This is a genomic window from Streptomyces sp. Ac-502, from assembly GCF_045222935.1.
Taxonomy (GTDB): Bacteria; Actinomycetota; Actinomycetes; order Streptomycetales; family Streptomycetaceae; genus Streptomyces; species Streptomyces monomycini.
Genome location: NZ_JBHFFO010000001.1, coordinates 8,002,393 through 8,022,932, shown reverse-complemented (window position 1 = coordinate 8,022,932; position 20,540 = coordinate 8,002,393). Strand labels below are relative to the sequence as shown.

At 71.2% G+C, this 20,540-nt stretch carries 19 protein-coding genes and 1 riboswitch; of the genes, 8 read left to right on the top strand and 11 right to left on the bottom strand.

All coding sequences use genetic code 11. The annotated features are described in order from the left end of the window. Positions 1–265 precede the first annotated feature (265 nt). Positions 266–1,663, bottom strand: coding sequence for a DEAD/DEAH box helicase (locus ACEXOX_RS36510; protein ID WP_406525111.1), 1,398 nt, complete (start codon positions 1,661–1,663; stop codon positions 266–268). 635 nt (positions 1,664–2,298) lie between these two features. Beyond that, the gene (locus ACEXOX_RS36505) at positions 2,299–2,628 is read right to left on the bottom strand and encodes an alpha/beta fold hydrolase (RefSeq protein WP_406525110.1); all 330 of its coding nucleotides are present in this window, start codon (positions 2,626–2,628) and stop codon (positions 2,299–2,301) included. A gap of 297 nt (positions 2,629–2,925) precedes the next feature. On the opposite strand from ACEXOX_RS36505, the gene ACEXOX_RS36500 reads away from it, so the two are divergent. From ACEXOX_RS36500 to ACEXOX_RS36490, 3 genes are read left to right on the top strand one after another with little or no spacing between them, the layout of a single operon-like run. Beyond that, positions 2,926–3,114 (top strand): hypothetical protein, encoded by a 189-nt coding sequence (locus ACEXOX_RS36500; protein ID WP_406525109.1) that lies wholly within the window; start codon positions 2,926–2,928, stop codon positions 3,112–3,114. Between the two features lie 60 nt (positions 3,115–3,174). After that, the gene (locus tag ACEXOX_RS36495; protein ID WP_406525108.1) at positions 3,175–3,714 is read left to right on the top strand and encodes a winged helix-turn-helix domain-containing protein; all 540 of its coding nucleotides are present in this window, start codon (positions 3,175–3,177) and stop codon (positions 3,712–3,714) included. Continuing rightward, positions 3,711–4,250: a transposase gene (locus tag ACEXOX_RS36490; protein ID WP_406526578.1), complete on the top strand. Its 540-nt coding sequence runs from the start codon at positions 3,711–3,713 to the stop codon at positions 4,248–4,250. Before ACEXOX_RS36495 ends, ACEXOX_RS36490 begins: the two co-directional genes overlap by 4 nt. On the opposite strand, the gene ACEXOX_RS36485 is transcribed toward ACEXOX_RS36490, so the two are convergent. The 6 genes from ACEXOX_RS36485 to ACEXOX_RS36460 form a co-directional block, all read right to left on the bottom strand. Beyond that, positions 4,239–6,155 (bottom strand): hypothetical protein, encoded by a 1,917-nt coding sequence (locus tag ACEXOX_RS36485; RefSeq protein WP_406525107.1) that lies wholly within the window; start codon positions 6,153–6,155, stop codon positions 4,239–4,241. The two genes, ACEXOX_RS36490 and ACEXOX_RS36485, sit on opposite strands and share 12 nt — an antisense overlap. A 2-nt stretch (positions 6,156–6,157) precedes the next feature. Then, positions 6,158–6,970 (bottom strand): hypothetical protein, encoded by an 813-nt coding sequence (locus ACEXOX_RS36480; protein WP_406525106.1) that lies wholly within the window; start codon positions 6,968–6,970, stop codon positions 6,158–6,160. A 35-nt stretch (positions 6,971–7,005) separates the two neighbouring features. Then, positions 7,006–7,842 (bottom strand): vWA domain-containing protein, encoded by an 837-nt coding sequence (locus ACEXOX_RS36475; RefSeq protein ID WP_030020793.1) that lies wholly within the window; start codon positions 7,840–7,842, stop codon positions 7,006–7,008. A 383-nt stretch (positions 7,843–8,225) separates the two neighbouring features. Further along, complete coding sequence (locus ACEXOX_RS36470; protein ID WP_406525105.1) at positions 8,226–8,711, bottom strand: PTS sugar transporter subunit IIA; 486 nt, start codon at positions 8,709–8,711, stop codon at positions 8,226–8,228. Then, positions 8,708–9,967, bottom strand: a complete 1,260-nt coding sequence (locus ACEXOX_RS36465; protein ID WP_406525104.1) for an MFS transporter — start codon at positions 9,965–9,967, stop codon at positions 8,708–8,710. Before ACEXOX_RS36465 ends, ACEXOX_RS36470 begins: the two co-directional genes overlap by 4 nt. Before the next feature lie 171 nt (positions 9,968–10,138). Further along, positions 10,139–10,897 carry a DeoR/GlpR family DNA-binding transcription regulator gene (locus ACEXOX_RS36460; RefSeq protein ID WP_030020796.1) on the bottom strand — a complete coding sequence of 253 codons (759 nt, stop codon included), beginning with the start codon at positions 10,895–10,897 and terminating at the stop codon, positions 10,139–10,141. A 163-nt stretch (positions 10,898–11,060) separates the two neighbouring features. On the opposite strand from ACEXOX_RS36460, the gene ACEXOX_RS36455 reads away from it, so the two are divergent. The 4 genes from ACEXOX_RS36455 (at position 11,061) to ACEXOX_RS36440 (ending at position 15,633) form a co-directional block, all read left to right on the top strand. Further along, positions 11,061–11,651 (top strand): HAD family hydrolase, encoded by a 591-nt coding sequence (locus ACEXOX_RS36455; RefSeq protein WP_406525103.1) that lies wholly within the window; start codon positions 11,061–11,063, stop codon positions 11,649–11,651. Between the two features lie 742 nt (positions 11,652–12,393). Continuing rightward, a complete protein-coding gene (locus ACEXOX_RS36450) occupies positions 12,394–13,662 on the top strand; it encodes an aspartate aminotransferase family protein (protein ID WP_406525102.1) in 1,269 nt (422 codons plus the stop codon). After that, positions 13,659–14,852, top strand: coding sequence for an inositol monophosphatase family protein (locus ACEXOX_RS36445; protein WP_406525101.1), 1,194 nt, complete (start codon positions 13,659–13,661; stop codon positions 14,850–14,852). The genes ACEXOX_RS36450 and ACEXOX_RS36445 overlap by 4 nt, the downstream gene beginning before the upstream one ends. Then, entirely contained in the window at positions 14,746–15,633 is an 888-nt protein-coding gene (locus ACEXOX_RS36440; RefSeq protein WP_406526577.1) for a zinc-binding dehydrogenase, read from the top strand. The genes ACEXOX_RS36445 and ACEXOX_RS36440 overlap by 107 nt, the downstream gene beginning before the upstream one ends. Positions 15,634–15,702: 69 nt before the next feature. Here ACEXOX_RS36440 and ACEXOX_RS36435 read toward each other — a convergent pair whose 3' ends face one another. From ACEXOX_RS36435 to aceA, 3 genes are all read right to left on the bottom strand, one after another. After that, positions 15,703–16,050, bottom strand: a complete 348-nt coding sequence (locus ACEXOX_RS36435; protein WP_406525100.1) for a hypothetical protein — start codon at positions 16,048–16,050, stop codon at positions 15,703–15,705. 81 nt (positions 16,051–16,131) lie between these two features. Further along, positions 16,132–16,998 (bottom strand): 3-hydroxybutyryl-CoA dehydrogenase, encoded by an 867-nt coding sequence (locus ACEXOX_RS36430; protein ID WP_406525099.1) that lies wholly within the window; start codon positions 16,996–16,998, stop codon positions 16,132–16,134. Between the two features lie 139 nt (positions 16,999–17,137). Further along, positions 17,138–18,421: an isocitrate lyase gene (gene aceA / locus ACEXOX_RS36425; protein WP_406525098.1), complete on the bottom strand. Its 1,284-nt coding sequence runs from the start codon at positions 18,419–18,421 to the stop codon at positions 17,138–17,140. A 364-nt stretch (positions 18,422–18,785) separates the two neighbouring features. Here aceA and ACEXOX_RS36420 point away from each other — a divergent pair, with 364 nt between their 5' ends. Next, complete coding sequence (locus ACEXOX_RS36420; RefSeq protein ID WP_406525097.1) at positions 18,786–20,195, top strand: short-chain fatty acyl-CoA regulator family protein; 1,410 nt, start codon at positions 18,786–18,788, stop codon at positions 20,193–20,195. A gap of 86 nt (positions 20,196–20,281) precedes the next feature. Next, a riboswitch (cobalamin riboswitch) is annotated at positions 20,282–20,455 on the top strand. Positions 20,456–20,540: the final 85 nt, after the last annotated feature.

The following is a 20,540-nucleotide window of genomic DNA, read 5'->3' as shown; positions in this document are numbered from 1 at the left end:
GCGGGACACGGGCCACGCTCCACAGGCTCTGCCGACCCGCTGCGTCTACGCGAAGATCGCGTCGATGGCGGCGCTTCCCCGTGGACGGTCCGTACCGGTTCTTTCCCGCCTGCCGAGGCCGAAGGGCCGGCCGGCAGCCCGCGCGATACGGCCGGCGGCGAGAAGCCGGACACCGGCGCCCCGGCCGTCATACCGTCGCCTGCCGACACCGCACGACCGGCGCGGACCACCGCAGGCACGTACGCCCCGGCAGCAGGACCGGCTCTCAGCTGCCGCGGCGGACCCGGGCCGCCCTGCGGGCCTCGGCGAGCTTTCGGGCCTCGCCGGCCTTGCGGGACTTGCCGCCGGTGCCGCGGGAGGCGTCCTTGCTGGTGCCCAGGCCGCGGAAGGGGGCATTGGTGTTCTTGGCCCGGGGTGCGGCGGGCCCACCGTCGAGCGGGATGCCGGAGGGGGCCTTGGCCCCGGTGATCCGGCTCAGCTCCGCCTCGCCCGAGCGCACCTTGGTGATCGTCGGCTTGATGCCGGCCTCGGCCATCAGGCGGCTCATCTCACTGCGCCCACCCGAAAGGACCAGGGTGACGACGCGGCCGGACTCACCGGCCCGCGCGGTGCGGCCCGCGCGGTGCACGTAGTCCTTGGGGTCGGTGGGCGGATCGACGTTGACCACCAGATCGAGGTCGTCGACGTGCAGGCCACGGGCCGCGACACCGGTCGCCACCAGGACGGTGATCCGGCCGCTCTTGAACTGCGCGAGGGACCGGGTGCGCTGCGGCTGGGACTTGCCGCTGTGCAGGGCCGCGGCAGGCACACCGCTGCTCCGCAGGTGCCGGGTGAGCTGGTCGACCGCGTGCTTGGTGTCCAGGAACAGCAGCACGCGGCCGTCGCGGGCGGCGATCTCCGTGACGACGGCGTACCGGTCGGGGCCATGGACGACCAGCACATGGTGGTCCATGCTCGTGACCGCGCCTGCGGACGGGTCGACCGCGTGCTCGGCGGGGTCGTGGAGGTAACGCCGGACCAGTTGGCCGACGTCGCGGTCCAGCGTGGCGGAGAACAGCATCCGCTGGCCGTCCGGGCGCACCTGGTCGAGCACCTCGGTGACTTGCGGCAAGAAGCCCATGTCACACATCTGGTCAGCCTCGTCGAGGACGGTGATCCGTACCCGTCCCGGACGGCAGGCCCCGCGCTCGATGAGGTCACGCAGGCGGCCGGGCGTGGCGACGACGACCTCGGCCCCGTCGCGCAGCGCGGCGGCCTGCCGGCCGATCGACATGCCACCGACGACCGTGACCATCCGCAGCCGGAGCGCGTCGGCATACGGCGCGAGCGCTTCGGTGACCTGTTGGGCCAGCTCCCGGGTAGGCACCAGGATCAGGGCGAGGGGCTGCTTCGGCTCCGCGCGCCGCCAGGCCGTCCGCACCAGCAGCGGCAGCCCGAAAGCGAGGGTCTTGCCCGATCCGGTGCGCCCGCGCGCCAGGACGTCGCGTCCCGCGAGGGCGTCGGGCAACGTGGCTGCCTGAATCGGGAAGGGCTCGCGCAGGCCGCGCTCGGCGAGCGTTCGCTGCACCTCGGCCGGCAAGGCCAGGTCGGCGAAGGAGGCAACGGGGGCCGCCGGCTGGGCGAGGTCGCCGTGCGAGGTGCCGAGGTGGTCCGGGTGGTTCATGAAGAGCCTTCCGCGTGCGGGACGTACCGAGGGAAGGCCCGGCAGGGGAAACGAGCAGCCGACGCACAAGGGAAACCAGGCGGAATCACCGACCGCCACAGCCCTCTCGCCACAACCGCTCAAAGACCTAAGGATAACACAAAGTAACCACACGGCTCACGTGGCGCTGAGCGCTCCGACGACGACGGCGGCGATGAGGCTCACGGGGACTTCCGGCTGCCCGAGCCGCACACCGGACCCCTCGGGCAGCACCGCGCATGCGGTCGCCCATGGTGAAGCGCGCCCTGGGGCTTGCGGCAAGCCCCAGGGCGCGCTGTGGTTGTCAGCGGTGAGGAATTACGTAATCCCCGCCCTTATTTGTCACCGTGGGTCCGGGCGGCCCGGACGTCCGGGCTCAGACGCCCGGAGCGCCCTGCGCCTGCATGTACACCGTCTGCAGGCTCCCGCGCGGATCCACCAGCACGGGGAAATAACTGCCGCTTCACGAACGCGCGCTGCACAAGGCCCACCCGCAGCGACCGTGCCAGGACACGCACAGCTCCGGGTATGCGGAGCAGGCCACGCATCGGCACAAGGAGTTTCGGCGGGCAGTTGTCGAAGGCGTCCGAAGGCGGAAGTACCAGTTGGTCGAACCGTTACGGGGAACGCGTCACCGCGATCTGGGAGATGGCGCCGCCCGTGTCGCTGCCCACCAGGACGATGGGTCCGGGAACCTGCCGGGCCAACTCCACGACACGCACGGCGTGCGTCTCCAGGGAGCAGTCCGCGTCCGGTTCGAGCGGCGTGTGGTGGCCCCCTGACGGCAGGTCGGGCAGCACGATGTGGAACTGGTCGCGCAGTCCCGGGACCAGTGGGTCCCACAGGTGTCCGTTGACCATCAGGCCGTGCACGCACAACAAGGTCTTTCCCTGCCCGGCATACCGTAGGTCGATGCGGCCGCCGGCCGTTTCCCTCTGAGCGGTCATACGTTTCTTGCGGGCGGCCCTTTCGCGGGCCGGCCCAGCGCAGTGAGCATCTCTACGTCGTGGACCCGTGCTTTGTCATACGGGCGATCAGGGCCCGGGGCCGGCGAACGGTCCGCGTCCTACGTGACCTGCTGGTCAAGATTGATGCACGCCGGGCGGCTGCACATGACGAGGACGGGCGCCTTCGCGCGCAGATCACTCAGCTCACCGGCCGCTGTACAGGAAGCGTAGGTAACGCGCATAAGTCAGTCCGCGCTGCCGGGCCCTGGCCGCCTCCACGTCGGTGGTCAGGGTCGCGTGCAGGGTGTTGTTCTGCTGGATTTCGGTGGTGCGGCGGCTGAATTCCTGGCGTTTTTGGCGGGCGCTGGTTTCGGCGGCGGTGTTGTGCCTGGCGAGGTGTTCTCGTGCCTCCTCCAGGCGCTTCTTCGCCTGCTTGCGGGCGGTTTCGGTTTCGGACTCGACAGCGGTGTGCCGGGACGTTACTGACCTTGTAGGAGCGGTGTCGCGGGGGCTGACGAGTGCTGTTCATTGCGGTATGTGCAAGGCATGAGGTATCCGCAAGGTGGTGGCCTGACGGACGAGCGCCGGGCATTTCGCGAGCGTATCCGGATGGAGGCGGCCGGAAGGTTCGCTGCCGGACAGGGCAACGCTCTGGTGGCACGGGAGCTGCGGATCAGTGTGCGGTCGGTGCAACGGTGGCGCCGCTCCTGGCGGGACGGCGGTGAAGAGCCTCTCAGGTCCAGGGGGTCTGCGGGGCGGCCCCGGCTGAGCGAGGCCCTGTTCAGGGCGCTGGAACAGGAACTGGGCAAGGGGCCGGTCGCGCAGGGCTGGCCGGACCAGACCTGGACCCTGCAGCGCATCAAGACGCTCATCGGACGCCGGTTTCACAAGACGATGACGCTCTCGGCCATCGCGCAGATGCTCCACCGGCACGGCTGGAGCCACCAGGCCCCCGCGAGGCGGGCCCTGGAGCGTGACGAGGCGAAGGTGACGGGCTGGGTGAAGGACACGTGGCCACGGGTGGAAACGCCGCGGCGGCGCGCGGGGCCTTCATCGTCTTTGAGGACGAGGCCGGCTTCTCGATGACGCCGCCGACCCGCAAAACCTGGTCCCGGCGCGGGCACACGCCTGTGGTCCGGGTGCGGGGACGGTCCCAGCGCCGATTCTCCGTGGCCGCCCTGGCCTGCTACAAACCCGGTGAACGCTCGCGTCTGATCTTCCGGACCAAACGGCATGCTGATCACAAGCGCGGCGGCCGGCGCAGCTTCACCTGGACCGATTACCGCGACCTGCTGACCGCCGCCCACCTGCAGCTCGAGACCCCGCTGGTGCTTGTCTGGGACAACTTGAATGTGCATCTGGACGCCCGCCTGCGGGCCTTCATCGACGGCCACGACTGGATCACCTCGTTCCAGCTGCCCTCGTACTCACCCGACCTGAACCCGGTCGAGGGCATCTGGTCTCTGGTGCGGCGCTCGGGTCAGTGCAACACCGCCTTCACCGACCCCGAGCACCTGATGCGGGTGCTGCGACGCAGGCTCCGGGAGATTCAATACCGGCCCGACCTCATCGACGGATGCCTTGCCGCCACCGGACTCACGCTAACGACATCACACCCATAAGGTCAGTAGCTGGGCCCGGCGGTGGGTGATGTTCTGTTCGACCGGCTGTTGCTCCGCCGTGCTGAGGGTGGTCGGTTGCCGGGCGACAGCGGAAGCAAGCACTTCTTGGCGCCAGGCGACCAGAGCCGCGGCCTTGGCCTCGCCGATGCCGCGGACGTCGGCGCGGCGGCCGCCGGGCAGGACGAGTACGGCTCCGGTGCTGTTGTACGAGCTGTTCTGCACGGTGCGGTAGCCGGTGAAGTCGGCTGCTGTCCGGATGCCGTGGTCATCGGCGAGGCGGGCGACGAGCTTCGGTCCGATGCCGTGCGGGGGTGACTGGGCGATCGACCGTCGGCCGAGCTGGTGCCGGACGTACGCGGACTGCTTGTCGGCGAGGGCCTTGGCCAGGGCCCTGCGGCGTTCTTCCGAGAGGCCGTCGATCTTCTTGGCGATGTCGCGGAGCTTGCGTGTCCTGCGCTGTTCGGCATCCTTGAGCGCGGCGTGGTACTGGGCGGTGAGCTCGTCCTGGGTGCGCGGGTGAGCGGCCTGGCGGTGTTTTTCCGCCACCTCGAAATTCTTACGTTCCTTGTGCAGCTTCGCGGTGGCTTTCGCCGGGTCCTCAACCTGGGCCAGCTGATGCGTCAGTGCGTCCAGGGTGGCCCGTGACCGGACACGCTCGGTGCGGCGGCTCCGGGCGAATGCGGTGGCTGTGGCGGCGAGGGCCAGGGGGATGAGGGAGCCAGGTAATGCCGCCGCGATTCTGGTGAGAGGTAGGAGGAGGGCCGCTATGAAGGCGAGGGGCCACAGCACGGCTACGACGACGTCGAGCGCCGTCCGGGTGTGGAAGCCGTCCGGCGAGGCCGTGACGGGTGTGGCCGGTGTGGTCGCGGGATGCTCCGCCAGGTGCCCGGACATCCAGCCGGGCAGGCCGCCGGGAGCAGTCGCGCCCGCGGGCTGCGGCATGGGGGCCGCCGTGGCGGAAGTCCGAGGTCCCGGTACGGCCAGGTCCAGTGGGGGAAGCAGTTCCAGTGGCTGGAAGGCCAGCGACCTCACCTGTTCCGCGAGGTCACTCACCGCCCGGTCCGCGTGGGCGAGCAGTGCCCGCAGGCCGGTGGAGCCGGCCGGGCTCTTGAAGTCCTCCTCGGTGAGGAGCAGGAACTCGCCGCTCGGCTCGTGCAGCCGGCTCCACAGGGCGGGGTCGGCGGCGATCGCCTTGAGCGACAGGAAGATGACCCAGGCGGAGAACCGGTCCAGCTCCGCGCCATAGTCGTCGTTCCCGCGCAGGGGTGACTGGTAGTTGCGGTGGCCCCGTTCGGTGCCGCCCAGGCCGGCCAGGGCGGGGACGTACATGCCGTCGTAGTCGACGAGGCGGAAGGTGCCGTCGCTCGCGACCAGCAGGTTGCCGTGCTGGAGGTCGCCGTGGGCGATGCCGTGCGCCGACAGGTCCCGGGTCAGGGCCTCGAACCGGTCCGCCAGCCGGCCGACGGCCGGCCGGTCGGCGTGGTGGGTGTCGAGCCACGCGGACAGCGTCACGGCTTCGATCCAGTCCATCTTCAGGACGGGGTAGAGGTCCTTGCCGACCCGGACGGCGTCGGGAAGGTACTCGAAGCCGAGTTTCCACGGCTGGGAGAGCCCGGCCGGGTCCAGCAGCGCGAGCCGGGAGCTGATCGCCTCGTACCGCTGCTCCTGGTCCGGGACGTGGCGGGTGAAGCACTTGACGGCGTACCGCTGCCCCGAGGCGGCGGACGTCAGTGAGAAGACACTCGCGAAGGCTCCGGAGACGGCACGGGGCAGGCCGAGTCTGGTCAGTTCGGCTCGGGCGCCCTGGAGTTCGGGGTGCCGGAAGCACAGCTGGGAGTGCTGCAAGGCCTCCGCGTAGGCGGCACCGCTGGGGAACTGCCGCTGCGGGCCGGTGGGCGAGCCCACTGTCACCTCCCTTCGAAATCGATCCGTACGACGGCCACGTCGTCGTTGCGCAGTTGCCGGCGTTCCCTGAGGCCGTCCAGCCAGGTACGGAAGGCGTCCAGGTCGTCGGGGCCGGAGAATTCCAGGAGTTCGCGTACGGCGCTGTCCTGGTCGGCGGCCGACAGGAACCACGCGGCCAGCGCGTCGGTCATCAGGAACAGCCGGTCGCCGGGCTCGCACCGCCCTCGGGCGAACCGGGCGCGGCGGGCCAGCAGTCCGGTGTCGTGGTTGCGGCTGCCGAACAGGTCGGGCGCGGTGCCGAACGCCTCGGGTGTCGCCACGGGGAACGCTCGGAGCAGCCGGTCGTCGCGTAGCTGGAACAGGCAGCTGTCTCCCAGGGCGGCGGCCCGCCATCGCCAGACCGTCGGCTCGCATGCGGCCGGGTCGGGGGCGGGGGCCGGGTCGGTGCGTACGGTGAGCAAGGTCGCGTACGCGCCGGCGGCGAGCTTGGTGTGCTCGTACCACTTCAGCGGGCGCCCGTCCGCGACGCGTGCCTGCGTGTACGTCGCGAGCCAAGGCTCCCATTGCGCCACGGCCGACGCCGCGAACGTCTCGAACGCCCCGCCGCCCGCCAGCAGTTCGGGACACTCCATGGCCTGCTCGGCCGCCGCCCGGGACAGCAGTCGCGCCCAGTCCTTGGCCAGGGCGCTCTCCGTCGCCCCGTCGCACACGGCCGCGGTGAGCGGCCCCCGCAGCATGTCGTCGTGCGCGCAGCCCGGGAGCACGGTGACCGCGTCCTCGCACTCCGCCTCCGTGCTCCCGGATTTGGGAGTCACGAGATGCGTGACGTACACGCAGGAAGGCGGAGCGGTCACCGCAGCTCGGTGGCGCGGGTGCCGATGTCGAGGAACTGGACGACCGAGGTGATGTCCGCGTTGTAGACGAAGCCGCGGGTGGTCTCGCTGACGCGTCGGCCCTGTGAGGCGGCGTACGCGCGCATGTGGGCGGGCAGCGGGCTCGACATGGCGAAGAGGGTGCGGGCGTAGCTGTCGGGGAGGCCGTCGGCCGTGTCGGGGAAGGCGGTGGGTGTTCCCCCGGCGGCGGAGACGTGCAGGTTGAACAGCAGAGCGGCGCCGTCGGCCGTGGCGTGCGCGGTGACGGCCTCGGCCGCCGCGCTGGGCTCACCGTCGGTCGACTCGCCGTCCGTGAGGTTGATGACGATCGGCGGGAAGCCGGCCGGGTAGCGCTCGGTCCAGCCGGCCACGAGGTTCTCGGCGTACCGCAGGGCCCGGTTCATCGGCGTGCCGCCGCTGGCGACGGGGTCCATCCACAGCGGGAAGTTGACCGTCGTCTCCACCAGGCCGCCGGCGCCGTCGGGCACCCGCTTGCTCCGCTCGTCGACCCGGGCCGGGTTGTCCGCCACCTCGCTGAGGGGAACGATGTCCCGGCCCGCGAGCGAGCCGGCGAACGCCGAGCCGACGGTGGCGCCGTAGCCGATGACGGCGACGTGGAAGTAGTCCCGTACGCCTTCTTCCTTGGCGCACTTGACCGACAGTTCGGTGAGGAGCCGGTTGATGGCGTCGGCGACCACGTCGGCCTTCTGCTGCGGGACCTCCCCGCCGATGGGGTCGCTCATCGAGGTCGACTGGTCGACGAGGAAGATGATGCTCGTCGGATTGCTGCGGCTGATCTCGGCCGTGTACGGCACGTTGCGCTCCCGGCGGATGGCGAGGACGAAGACGAGGGCGGGGAAAGCGGGAAGACCAGGGGCGCCGGGAGGATGACGTCGGAAGGGACGCGGCGGCGTGGTGACGTTCCGGTTCCGGAGCGGCGCAGGCCGGGGATCCGGGTCCCTACGAGGCCCCGCTCCCCCGCGCTTTCACTTCTGCGAGATCCCCCACGAGATCCCCCGGTGGCATCGTAGTACTGGATCTCTGGCATACGGGGGTGAACGGCCGAAATGGGGCCGGGTCGCGCGGGGCGGGCCGCAGCCGTACGGGGTGGCCCGGGCCCGTGACCGGATGGAGGCGCTGCGCGAGGCGGACGAGCGGCGTGGTTGTAGGGCGTACGGGGCCGCCCCGCCAAGGAAGTTCAGCGGATGAGGCGGAAGAGGTCGTACAGGTCGTCGGTGGTGCGGGCTGCCGCCAGCATGCTGCGGAAGCCCGGGTGGGCGGTGTGGCGGGCGAGGACGGAGTACGCCTGTACGCAGCGGACGTCCCGGAGCTTGCGGGGGGCCGCGAGGAGGAACACGTCGCGCACCGGGCGGTCGTCGGCCCCGCGCCAGCCGAGGTCGGCCGGTATGCGCGCGAAGGCGGCCGCCGGGTCGCTGACCGCCCGGCTCCGGGCGGCCAGCAGGGCGATGCCGTGGAAGCCGTTGGCGCCCTGTGCCGTGCGCAGGCGTACCGCGCGGACGAAGGCGCGGACGTCACCGAGGGCGCCCGCGGTGTGCAGGCCGCCGGCCAGGGCTTCGAGGAGTTCTTCCCTGGTGGCGGCCTGCGCGCGGGGGTGGATGCGCTGCTTGTCCAGGTAGTCGGCGAGGCTTCCGGTGCCGCCGGCCACCGTACGGGTGCGGGTCATGCCTCGGCCGGCTCCGGTTCGGGAGCGGTCGTCGTCCTGCGGGCCGGGCGGAGAATTCCGGCGGAGAACACCGCTGCCACGCAGAAGGCGACGGGCAGGAAAAAGGCCAGGTTCAGGGGAACCAGGTGGGTGAGCGGTCCGATGATGGCGGGGCCCGCGAGCATTCCGACATATCCCATGCCCGCCACCCGGGACACATTCGCGCCGGACGAGGCCGGGTCGACATTGCCCGCCGCGGTGAAGAACTGCGGAATGCACCCGGACAGGCCGATACCGAAAAGGGTCCAGCCGAGCAGGGCCATCGGCACCCAGGGGGAGAGCGAGGCGAGGGCCAGGCCGAGGGCGGCGAGCCCGGCTCCGTACCGTACGACGAAGACCCGGCCGAAGCGGGCCACCACCCGGTCGGTGACGAACCGGCCCACGGTCATGGCGGTGGAGAAGCCGCCGTACGCCAGGGCCGCGGTCGCGGCGGGAGCGTCGAGCACGTCCTTGAGATGCAGCACACTCCAGTCGTTCGCCACGCCCTCGCACAGCATGAGCATGAAGGCGAGCACGCCCAGTGCCCAGACCTGCGACGGTGTACGGCGCCTGGCGGCCGGGGCCGACGCCTTCGACGTGCCGGGGTCCGCCGTCTTCGGGCCGGTCGGAGCGGGTGCGGGGTGCTCCGGGGGCAGCATGCCCGGCACCAGCGCGAGCGTGATCAGTACGCCGGCCACCGCCACGGCGGCGAGGGTGAGGGAGGGCTGCCAGTCCCAGCTGATGGTGCGGGCGCCGATCAGGGCGGCGATGACGCCGCCGACCGAGAACACCGCGTGAAAGGCCGACATGACGGGCCGGCCGTAACCGCGCTCCACCTGAACAGCCTGCGTGTTCATACTGACGTCCAGGCAGCCGTTGCCGAACCCGAGTGCCAGCAGGGCCGCCGCCAGGGTCCACGGCGAGTCCGCCAGGCCGGGCAGGACGACCGTGGCGCTGCACAGGGCGCCGCCGGCCAGCACGATGGCGCGGCTGCCGAACCGGTCGGCCAGCGCCCCGCAGAGCTGCATGCCCGCGAAGGCGCCGCCGCCCAGGAAGAGCAGCAGCCAGCCCAGGACGGCATGGGTGATGCCGACCCGGTGCTCGATCGCGGGGATGTGCACGATCCACATCCCCATGACGAAACCGTTGAGCGCGAAAGCCACGAAGGTGCAGGCGCGCGCCGTACGCAAGCGCCGCGACAGCGGCGACCCGGTGGTGGAGGCAGTCGATTCACTCATCACGGCTGACCATAACGCACACCACGTGTGTGCGTAAGGACTTTCGGGAACTTCCGGCGCGTTCCGCGGCGGGCCGGGAGCGGCGGCACCGGGAGGTGGCAGTTGGACGCCGGGCACCGCCCAACTCCGCGCCATCGCAGCGGCGTTCGCCGCACAAGGCCCGGCAGGGCGTCACACGTGCACGATGTTCACGCCGGCGGCGCGCATCTCCTCGACCACCGTCGAACCCTGGGGCGCGTCGGTCACCACCACGTCGAGCTGTTCGACCGAACAGATCCTGCCGAGCGCCACCCGCCCCAGCTTCTCCGCGGTGGCCACCAGGATGATGCGCCGCGCCGCCCGGGCCGCGACCCGCTTCACGTGCACGTCGTCCAGGCTGTAGGCGGTGGCGCCGCTGGCCGCGTCCACCCCGCAGCAGCCCAGGATGAAGGTGTCGTAGCGCAGGTCCTCGAAGGTGCGCAGCGCCGTCTCGCCGTAGAAGGACAGCTCCCCCGGCCTGACCTGCCCGCCCGGGAGCAGCAGGCGGATGCCCTCGTGCTCGGCGAGCGGCATGGTCGCGTGCAGGGACAGCGGGGTGACGGTCAGCCGGCGGCCCGCCATGGCGTGGGCGACGGCCACCGCCGTGGTGCCGGTGTCCAGGGCGACGGTCTCCCCGTCGTTGAGCATCCGCACGACCACGTCCGCCAGCTTGGCCTTGGTCTCGCTGCCGACCATGGACCGTACCGCGTACGGCGGTTCCACCCCGCTGAGCAGGGCGGTCACGGCGCCGCCGTGCACCCGGCGGAGCGCGCCCCGGGACTCCAGGAGCTCCAGGTCCCGGCGGATGGTCATCTCCGACGTCTGGGTGGAGCGGGCGAGTTCGGCCACGGAGGCCCGGTTGCGCTCGGCCAGCAGGGCCAGGATGAACCGGTGGCGTTCGGAGACATTCATGCCGCTGATGTAGCACATCAACACGCCCGCTGCGAGTTGGTTCCCTTCCGCCCGTTGGGCTTACCGGCCCGTCGGGGAATCGGCGGTTGACATCCGACCATGCCGCGTGTGTACTCACACGCACCCTGTGTGCGTACGGACCGGCCTCCGGAGAGGTGATGGCATGACCGCGGTACTCTTCGACATGTTCGGCGTGATCGCCCGGCAGCAGTCCCCCGCCGCCTGCGCCCGGCTGGAAGAGACGGCAGGACGGTCCGGCGCCGCCTTCTGGGAGAGCTACTGGGGTCTGCGGCAGCCTTATGACCGGGGTGACCAGAACGGTGCGCGGTATTGGCGGACGGTCGCCGAAGCGCTCGGAACGCATTTCGACGAGGAGCGCGTCGCGGAACTCATCGCCGCCGATGTGGCGAGCTGGAGCCGGATCGACGACGAGATGGTGGAATACGTCGCGGAACTTGCGGACAGCGGCACCACCATCGGTCTGCTGTCGAACATTCCGGAGGAATTGGCGGCGCATTACGAGGAAAGCCAGGAGTGGCTGAAGCACTTCTCGGTCCTGGCCTTCTCCTGCCGCATCGGGCACGCCAAGCCGGAGCCCGGCGCGTACACGTGGTGCAGTACGGCGTTCGGCCTGCCGCCCGAGCGCGTCCTGTTCGTGGACGACCGGGCGGACAACGTACGGGCGGCCGAGGCCCTGGGCATGCGCGGCCACCTGTTCACGTCGCTCGCGGAGCTGCGCCCGGCACTGCGCTGAGGGCGGACGCCCGACGCGCCCTTCCATACCGGCGCCGGGGCGGGGGACCTGACACCCCGCCCCGGCGCCTCGTCGTGTGACGCGCCCGCCCCGGCCCCCGTGCCCCGTCCCGGCCGCCGCGAACGCGACCGCGACCGCGACCGCGACCGCGACCGCGACCGCCCCAGCCTCCGCGCCCGGTCAGGCCGGCCCGACCACACACGCCCGCGCGGGCGCGCGGCCGCGCGCCCTCCCGACCGCACCGAACAGACCCGCCGCCCAAGTTCTCATCAACAGTGTTTGAAATTTGCGTAAGGCCGTGAAACGAACACTCCAACTCTCCGTATGTCGCCCCTTAGAGCCTTGTCGAAGTCTCCCGCGGCCCCGGCGAAGGAACTCCGCCACCGCCCGGCCGAACTCCGCCCCCTCCCCGCGGCACCCCGTTCGCCCAGCTCACGTGCTCCATCAGCGCTTCTTCACCGGCCCCGCCCGCACGCCGATCTGATGCATTCCAGCCGATTCACAGACGATCAAGCAAAACGAACATCCTGACTGTTAGTGTCGATGGCGTCAGAAGTTGAAGTGCCCGGCCGGGGACCGACCACCCCGCGGCGTCCGGGCCCACCACCGGACCGCACGCCACCCCTGCCACCTCCCGCCACCGGCCGGCCTCCAGGCCCGCCCGGGTGGCGCCCGTCAGGGGCCGGACCGGCGTGCCCACGCATGTCTGGCAACAGCATGTCTTCTTCGAGGAGAACTGTTCATGGACGCCACCAACGTACGTGATCTGCTCTATTACCCGGTCAGCGCCCAGAAGATGGTGCGCGGCGAAGGGGTCTACCTTTACGACGAGGACGGCAACGAATACCTCGACTGCGCCTCCGCCACCTTCAACCTCAGCCTCGGGTACTCCCACCCGGCGGTCATCCAGGCGATGAAGGACCAGCTGGACGTCTTCACCCACCTGACCTCCTCCGTGCAGAGCGACCCGATCAACGGCCTGGTGCGCCGGCTGGTGGAGGTCTCCCCCGACAACCTGACCAAGGTCCACCCGAAGGTCTCCGGCGGTTCCACCGCCAACGAGGGCGCCATCAAGATGGCGCAGCACGCCACGGGACGCTCGGAGGTCATCTCCCTGTTCCGCAGCCACCTCGGGCAGACCATGATGATGACCTCGATGTCGGGCAACGCCTTCCGCAAGGAGCCGTTCCCCTCGCTCTTCCCGCGCACCCTCCAGGTGCCGGACCCGTACTGCTTCCGCTGCTTCTACGGTCAGAAGCAGGGCAGTTGCGGGATGATGTGCGTGGACCGCATCGAGGACTTCCTGGAGTACGCCAGTACCGGGCAGGTCGCCGCCATCATGGTGGAGCCGATCTCCGGCAACGGCGGCAACATCGTCCCGCCGGACGGCTATTTCCAGAAGCTGCGGGCCTTCTGCGACGAGCACGACATCGTGCTGATCTTCGACGAGATCCAGACCGGCATCGGCCGTACGGGCCGGATGTTCGCGGCACAGCACTTTGACGTGGAACCGGACGCCATCACCACCGCCAAGGGGCTCGGCGGTTCGGGCGCGCAGGTCGCGGCGATCCTGACCAACGAGCGGCTGGCGGGCCTGCCGGCCAACCACCACTCCTTCACCTACGGCGCCAACCTGCTGGCGGCCTCGGCGGCCAACGTCACCCTGGACATCGTCCGGCAGCCGGAGTTCCTGGCCAACGTCCGGGCCACCGGCAACTACATCCTCGGCCGCCTCGCGGACATGCAGACCCGCTACCCGGCCATCGCCGACGTGCGCGGCGTCGGCCTCATGATCGGTTTCGAGATCGCGCACCCCGACGGCAAGCCCGCCGTCAAGCTGACCAACCACCTGGCGAGCGCGGCCGGGCAGCACGGACTGATCCTGCGCACCTCCCGGTACGGCTACGGCAACGTGCTCAAGATCCGGCCGCCGCTGATCCTCACCCTCGACCAGGCCGAGCTGCTCTGCGACCGCCTGGAGAACCTCTTCCGCGCGGAGCTGGCCGCATGACCCGGCTGAAGAACCTGCTGACGGGCCTGGGGCAGCACGTCAGGACCGAGCTGACGGCCTACGCCGGCCGGGGTCTGGCCCGGCAGGTGCACGGCGACTCCCCCGGCGGCGACGCGCAGTTCGACGTGGACGAGGTGGCCGAGCGGGCCGTGCTGGCGTATCTGCGCGAGCACGCGGACGTACCGCTCGCGGTCTACACCGAGGACGGCTCGCTGGTCGAGCTGGCCCCCGACCCGCGGTACGTGCTGGTCGTGGACCCCATCGACGGCACCCGGCCGACCTCGGCCGGACTGGAGATGGGCATGGTCTCGATCGCCGCGGCGCCGCTGGCGGGGCCCGCGCCGACGCTGGACGACGTCACCGCGGCGTACCTGCTGGAGATCAAGACGGGGGCGTGGATCTACGGTGACGACGACGAAGGGCTGTCGCACGGCGGCTTCCCGCACGCGCTGCCCCGGCTGAGCCGGACCACCGACCCGGCGAAGATGTTCTGGTCGATCGAGTTCAACGGCCATCCCATGCGCCTGATGACGGCGGCCTACGCGCATCTGGTGGACCGGTCCGCCAACACCGGCGGCATCTTCGTGTTCAACAGTGCCACCTTCTCGATCTCCCGCATCATCACCGGCCAGCTCGACGCGTACGTGGACATCGGCAACCGCGTCCTGCGCGACCACCCGGCGACCGAGGCGGACTTCCTGGCGGCCGGGCGCGGCTCGATCCTGCACCTGTTCCCGTACGACATCGCCGCCGCGACCTACCTCGCCAAGCGCGCCGGGGTCACCATCACCGACGCGTACGGCGCGGACCTGGGAACCACCCAGCTGCTCGACCTGGACCCGATGAACCAGAAGTCGTGCATCGCGGCGGCCACCCCCAGTTGCACAAGGAACTGCTCGGCGCCATCCGGTGGGACCTCCCCGGCGCCGCCCCCACCAGCGCAGGAGGAACCCGATGAAGGCCCTGATCCTGAACGAGCGGCGCACGGTGTCGCTGGTCGACCACCCGAAGCCGGAGGCCTCGGTGCCCACCGACGTGGTGGTGCGGGTCGTGCAGACCGGCATCTGCGGCACCGACCGCAGTGTGCTGGTGGGCAAGTTCCCCGCCGAGCCGGGTGTGGTGATGGGACACGAGGCGGTCGGTACCGTGGACACGGTGGGAACGGCGGTGACCGCGCACAAGCCGGGTGACCGCGTCATCATCAACCCGACGCTCTACTGCGGCAGTTGCCCCTCGTGCCTGCGCGGGCACTGGGACTTCTGTGCCAACAAGGCCGGTACGGAGGTCGGGCTCGACCTGGACGGCGCGTTCGCCGAGTTCATCCGACTGCCCGAGCGGTTCGTCCACACCCTGCCCGAGGGCATGGACTTCGACCGCGCGGTGGTCGTGGAGCCGCTGGCGTGCGCGCTGAACAACATCGAGGCGGGCCGGCTGGAGGCCGGCGAGACCGCGGTGATCGTCGGCGGCGGGCCGGTGGGCGTGGTCTGCGCGATGGCGGCCCGGCACTACGGTGCCCGGGTCCTGCTGATCGAGCCGGACCCGTACCGGCAGGAGCTGTGCCGCACGGTGTTCGCGCGGGACGGTGACGGCCGGGTGACCGTGCACACGCCGGACGACCCGGACCTCGCCGGGCGCGGTGACGTGGTCGTCGACACCGTGGGCAGTCTGCTGGAGCAGAGCCTGGGGTACGCCGCGGTCCGCGGCCGTGTGGTGATCATGGGCTACCACAGCAAGGCGTCGGCCACCGTGCGGCCGTTGGAGATCCTTCAGCGCGGGCTGCAGATCATCGGGGCCGGTGACTACAACAGCCAGGTGTTCCCGAAGGCGATCGAGCTGGCCCGGTGGCTGCCGCTGGAGCGGCTGGTGACCCACCGCTTCCCGCTGGAGGAGCACGAGGCGGCGTTCGCCGCGCTGGCCGCGGCGCCCGGGACCCCGTACTCGGCGCTCAAGGTGGTGCTCGTACCGCAGTGACGGGTCCTGCCCCGGCCTCTTCCGGCCGGCCCGCGAGGCGGGCCGGAAGAGCCGTCGACCGGACAGCCGTCAGGAGAAGTCGACGGCGGCCAGCACCGGGCCGGCGGCGAGCAGGGCGTACTGCACCCACACGGTGCTACGCCGTGCCCGGTAGCTCATCGGGAGGGCGAGCGCGACCAGACCGGAGACGAGGGACAGCCACATGACCGTCTGGGCCACGCCCACCAGCGGCCCGCTCGCCCCGTCACCGCTGTACGCCTGGTTGAGGACCACGATCGCGAACAGCACGTACGCGACGCCGAGCAGCGGGATGCCGAGGGCGGCGAACACCCGCAGCGCGGTCGTGGACGGTGCGAACGGAGCGGGCGCGGACGGCGACAGGTCGGCGGGGGCGGACGGAGGGGCTGGTGCGTTCATGATCACCAGCTTGCCCGTCATGGCACGGCGCGGTATCGGGGCGGGTACTCAGAGGCCGGGGGCACGCGTACTCAGTGCCCGTCAGGTCTCGTACGTGTGGAACCCGCGCCCCGTCTTGCGCCCCAGCAGCCCCGCCTCCACCATGCGCTGGAGCAACGGCGGCGGGGCGTACAGCGGTTCCTTGAACTCGTCGTAGAGGGACCGCGCGATGGCCGCGACGGTGTCGAGGCCGATGAGGTCGGCGAGTCGCAAGGGGCCCATGGGGTGGGCGCAACCCTGCTCCATGCCGGCGTCCACGTCGGCGGCGGTGGCGAAGCCGGACTCCGCCATCCGGACCGCGGCCAGCAGATAGGGCACGAGCAGGGCGTTGACCACGAAGCCCGCGCGGTCCTGGGAGCGGAGCACGGTCTTGCCGAGGACGGCGGTGGCGAACTGCTCCGCGGTGGCGGCGGCGTCGGGGGCGGTGTGCAGCGAGGTGACGATCTCGACGAGCGGCATGACCGGAACCGGGTTGAAGAAGTGCAGGCCCAGGACGCGGTCGGCGCGGCCGGTCGCCATGCCCAGGCGCATGACGGGCAGCGACGAGGTGTTGGTGGCGAGGACCGCCGACGGGTCCTCGACGGTCTTGTCGAGGATGCCGAAGACCTCCGTCTTGGTGTCGGCGTGTTCCACCACGGCCTCGACGACGAGCTGCCGGTCGGCCAGGTCGGCCGGTTCGCCGGTGAAGGTGATCCGGGCGAGGGCGTCCTCGGCCGCGGGGCGGTCGGTCCTGCCGCGGTCGACGGCGCGCTCCAGGGACCGGGTGACCCGGTCGCGGGCCCGGCGGGCCGCGGTGGCGTCCACCTCGCACAGCACCGTGTCCACACCGGCCCGCGCACACACCTCGGCGATGCCGGCGCCCATCTGACCGCCGCCGACCACGCCGGCCCGCGCGATACGTGTACTCATGGTGATTCTCCTGGTTCCGGGCGAAGTTCCGGGCGAAGAGGCCGGGCGGGCGGCGGATGCGGGGCCCGCCCGGCGGGAGAGGCCGTTTCCAGGGACCGCCTTTGAAGCCGTCTCCGGGGGCCGTCTTCAGGGGCCGTCCCTAGTGGAACTGCTCCTCTTCGGTCGAGCCGCGCAGCGCGGTCGTCTCGGAGGCCGGGTTGACGGCGCTTGCGACCAGGTCGAAGTAGCCGGTGCCGACCTCGCGCTGGTGCTTGACGGCGGTGAAGCCGTGCTGCTGGGCGGCGAACTCGCGCTCCTGGAGGTCGACGTACGCGGTCATGCCGTGTTCGGCGTAGCCGCGCGCGAGGTCGAACATGCCGTGGTTGAGGGAGTGGAAGCCGGCCAGGGTGATGAACTGGAAGCGGTAGCCCATCGCGCCCAGCTCGCGCTGGAACTTGGCGATCTGGTCGTCGTCCAGGGCCGCCTTCCAGTTGAAGGACGGCGAGCAGTTGTAGGCCAGCAGCTGGTCGGGGTACCGCGCGTGGACCGCCTCGGCGAACTCGCGGGCCCGGGCCAGGTCGGGCGTGCCGGTCTCCATCCACAGCAGGTCCGCGTACGGGGCGTACGCCAGGCCGCGGGCGATGGCGGGGGCCATGCCGTTCTCGACGCGGTAGAAGCCCTCCGCGGTGCGCTCGCCGGTGCAGAAGCGGGCGTCGGTCTCGTCGACGTCGCTGGTCAGCAGGTTGGCGGCGAGAGCGTCGGTACGGGCGACGATCACCGTCGGCACATCGGCGACGTCGGCGGCGAGGCGGGCCGCGCCCAGGGTACGCAGGTGTTGGGAGGTGGGCACGAGGACCTTGCCGCCGAGGTGGCCGCACTTCTTCTCGGAGGCGAGCTGGTCCTCGTAGTGGATGCCGGCCGCGCCCGCCTCGATCATCGCCTTGGTCAGCTCGAAGGCGTTGAGCGGGCCGCCGAACCCGGCCTCGGCGTCGGCGACGATCGGCACCAGCCAGTCGGTGGTGTCGCCCGCGCCTTCGGCGGTGGCGATCTGGTCGGCGCGCAGCAGGGCGTTGTTGACGCGGCGCACCACCTGCGGCACCGAGTTGGCCGGGTACAGGCTCTGGTCGGGGTAGGTGTGGCCGGCCTGGTTGGCGTCGGCGGCGACCTGCCAGCCCGAGAGGTAGACCGCCTGGAGTCCCGCCTTGACCTGCTGCACGGCCTGGCCGCCGGTCAGGGCGCCGAGGGCGTGGAGGTAGTCCTGCTCGTGCAGTTGCCGCCACAGGCGCTCGGCGCCGCGCCGGGCCAGGGTGTGTTCCTCGCGGACGCTGCCGGACAGCCGCAGCACGTCGGCGGCGCTGTGGGTACGGGTGGTGCCCTGCCACCGCGGATCGGTCGCCCACCGCCGGGCCAGTTCCTCGGCCGTCTCGGTACCTGCCTGTGCCATGACCATCTCCCGGTTGTTCGCTCGGACCGCTGTGCTGGGTGGTGGAGTGCTGTGGTGGACTGCTGGAGTGGGTTGCTGAGGCGGGCTGCTGGTGAAGGGTGCGAATTCTCGGCACCGAGTGCACCGGGTGCCGTAGCAGCGCCACGAACTGCTGAGGTGCGGCCCGCCGGAGATCCCGGTGGCGGGGTGAGCAATGCTGCCGGGGGCCGCACTGCCGACTCTTTCAGTGGCACTACGTGCCATCAACGGTGGCCCGCAGCCAAGTTCTGCCCATCTTGTGGCGCCCTTCTGCCAAGGTTGCGAAGGTCCGTGGCAGCCGTACGGCGACTAGGGTGAGCCGGGCGGCAGCGACGGAGGGGGCACCATGAGCAAGATCTACGCCGGGGCGCGGCTGCGCCGGCTGCGGGAGGAGCGCGGGTTCAGCCAGGCGGCGCTGGCCCGCCTGCTGGCCATCTCGCCCAGCTACCTGAATCAGATGGAGCACGACTCCCGGCCGCTGACCGTGCCCGTCCTGCTGCGGCTGACCGAGGCCTTCGGAGTGGACCCCGGCTTCTTCTCCGAACGCAACACCAGCCGGCTGCTGGCCGACCTGCGCGAGGCACTCGCCGACGAGCTGGCCGCCGGCCGGGTCTCCCCCACCGACCTGTCCGAACTCGCCTCCCGGCAGCCCGCGGTGGCGTCGGTGCTGCTCGGGCTCGGACGGCGCAACCTGGCGCTGACCGAGCGGCTGGCGGAGGTGACGGAGGGCCGGGACGGCGGCGGCGCCGACCCGGCCGCGCCGCTCTCCCCGCACGAGGAGATCCGCGAGTTCTTCTACCGGCGGCAGAACTATCTGCACGAGGCCGACACCGCCGCCGAGGAACTCGCCGCCGAGCTGGGCATCCGCCCCGGTGAGGTGGGACGCGCCCTGACCACCCGGCTCACCGCGCGGCACGGCGTACGGCTCGTCGACACGCCCGACGGGCCGCTGCACCACTACGATCCGTCCGCCCGGGTGCTGCGCCTGTCGGCGGGGCTGCGGCCCGGGCAGCGCGCCTTCCGCATGGCGACCCAGCTGGCGCTGCTGGAGGCCGGTGAGGAGCTGTCGCGGCTCGCCTCCGAGGACTTCGAGGAGGGCACGACGGCCTGGTCGCTGGCGAGGATCGGGGTCGCCAACTACTTCGCGGCGGCGCTGGTGCTGCCGTACGGCCCGTTCCACGCCGCGGCCGAGGAGCTGCGGTACGACATCGAGCGGCTGACCGACCGGTTCGGCCTCGGGTACGAGACGGTGTGCCACCGGCTGAGCACCCTGCAACGGCCGCGCCGGCGCGGGGTCCCGTTCTCCTTCGTCCGCGTCGACCGGGCCGGCAACATGTCCAAGCGGCAGTCCGCCACCGGCTTCCACTTCTCCCGGGCGGGCGGCACCTGTCCGCTGTGGAACGTCTACGAGGCGTTCACCGCGCCCAGCCGTATCCACGTACAGATAGCCGCCATGCCGGACGGCCGCCGCTACCTGTGGACGGCCCGCACCGTCACGCGGCACCGCGGGGGCTGGGGCGATCCCGGCAAGACCTTCGCCGTCGGCCTCGGCTGCGAGATCCGGCACGCCTCCCGGCTGGTCTACTCCGACGGCCTCGACCTGGACAACGCCGGCGCCGCCACTCCCATCGGCATGGGCTGCCGGGTCTGCGAACGCCTGGAGTGCCCGCAGCGCGCCGTGCCGCCTCTCGGCCGTCCGCTGGCCATCGACGAGAACAGCAGCACGTTCGTACCGTATCCGGTGCGGGAGGGCTGACGGACGTACGCGGACGCCGCATCCCCGTCCGGGGCACCCGGCGGATCACCGGCACCCCTGGACTTACTAGGACGTCCAACTATATGTTCGTGCCGTAGGCCCGCGGTGCAGGGAAGCCGGTGCGAATCCGGCGTGGTCCCGCCACTGTGACCGGGGAGTGCGACGTCGGGCAACACGCCACTGACGCGGGTGCGTCGGGAAGGCGGGCGGCGCACGGTGATCCGGAAGCCAGGATACCGGCCGCGGGTGTTGTTCCGTGTTGTCCACGAGGATGGAGCAGACACGCATGGCACCGGTGCGTACCCACAGCCCAGGTGATCCGGCCCGGCCCGCGGCACCGCCCAC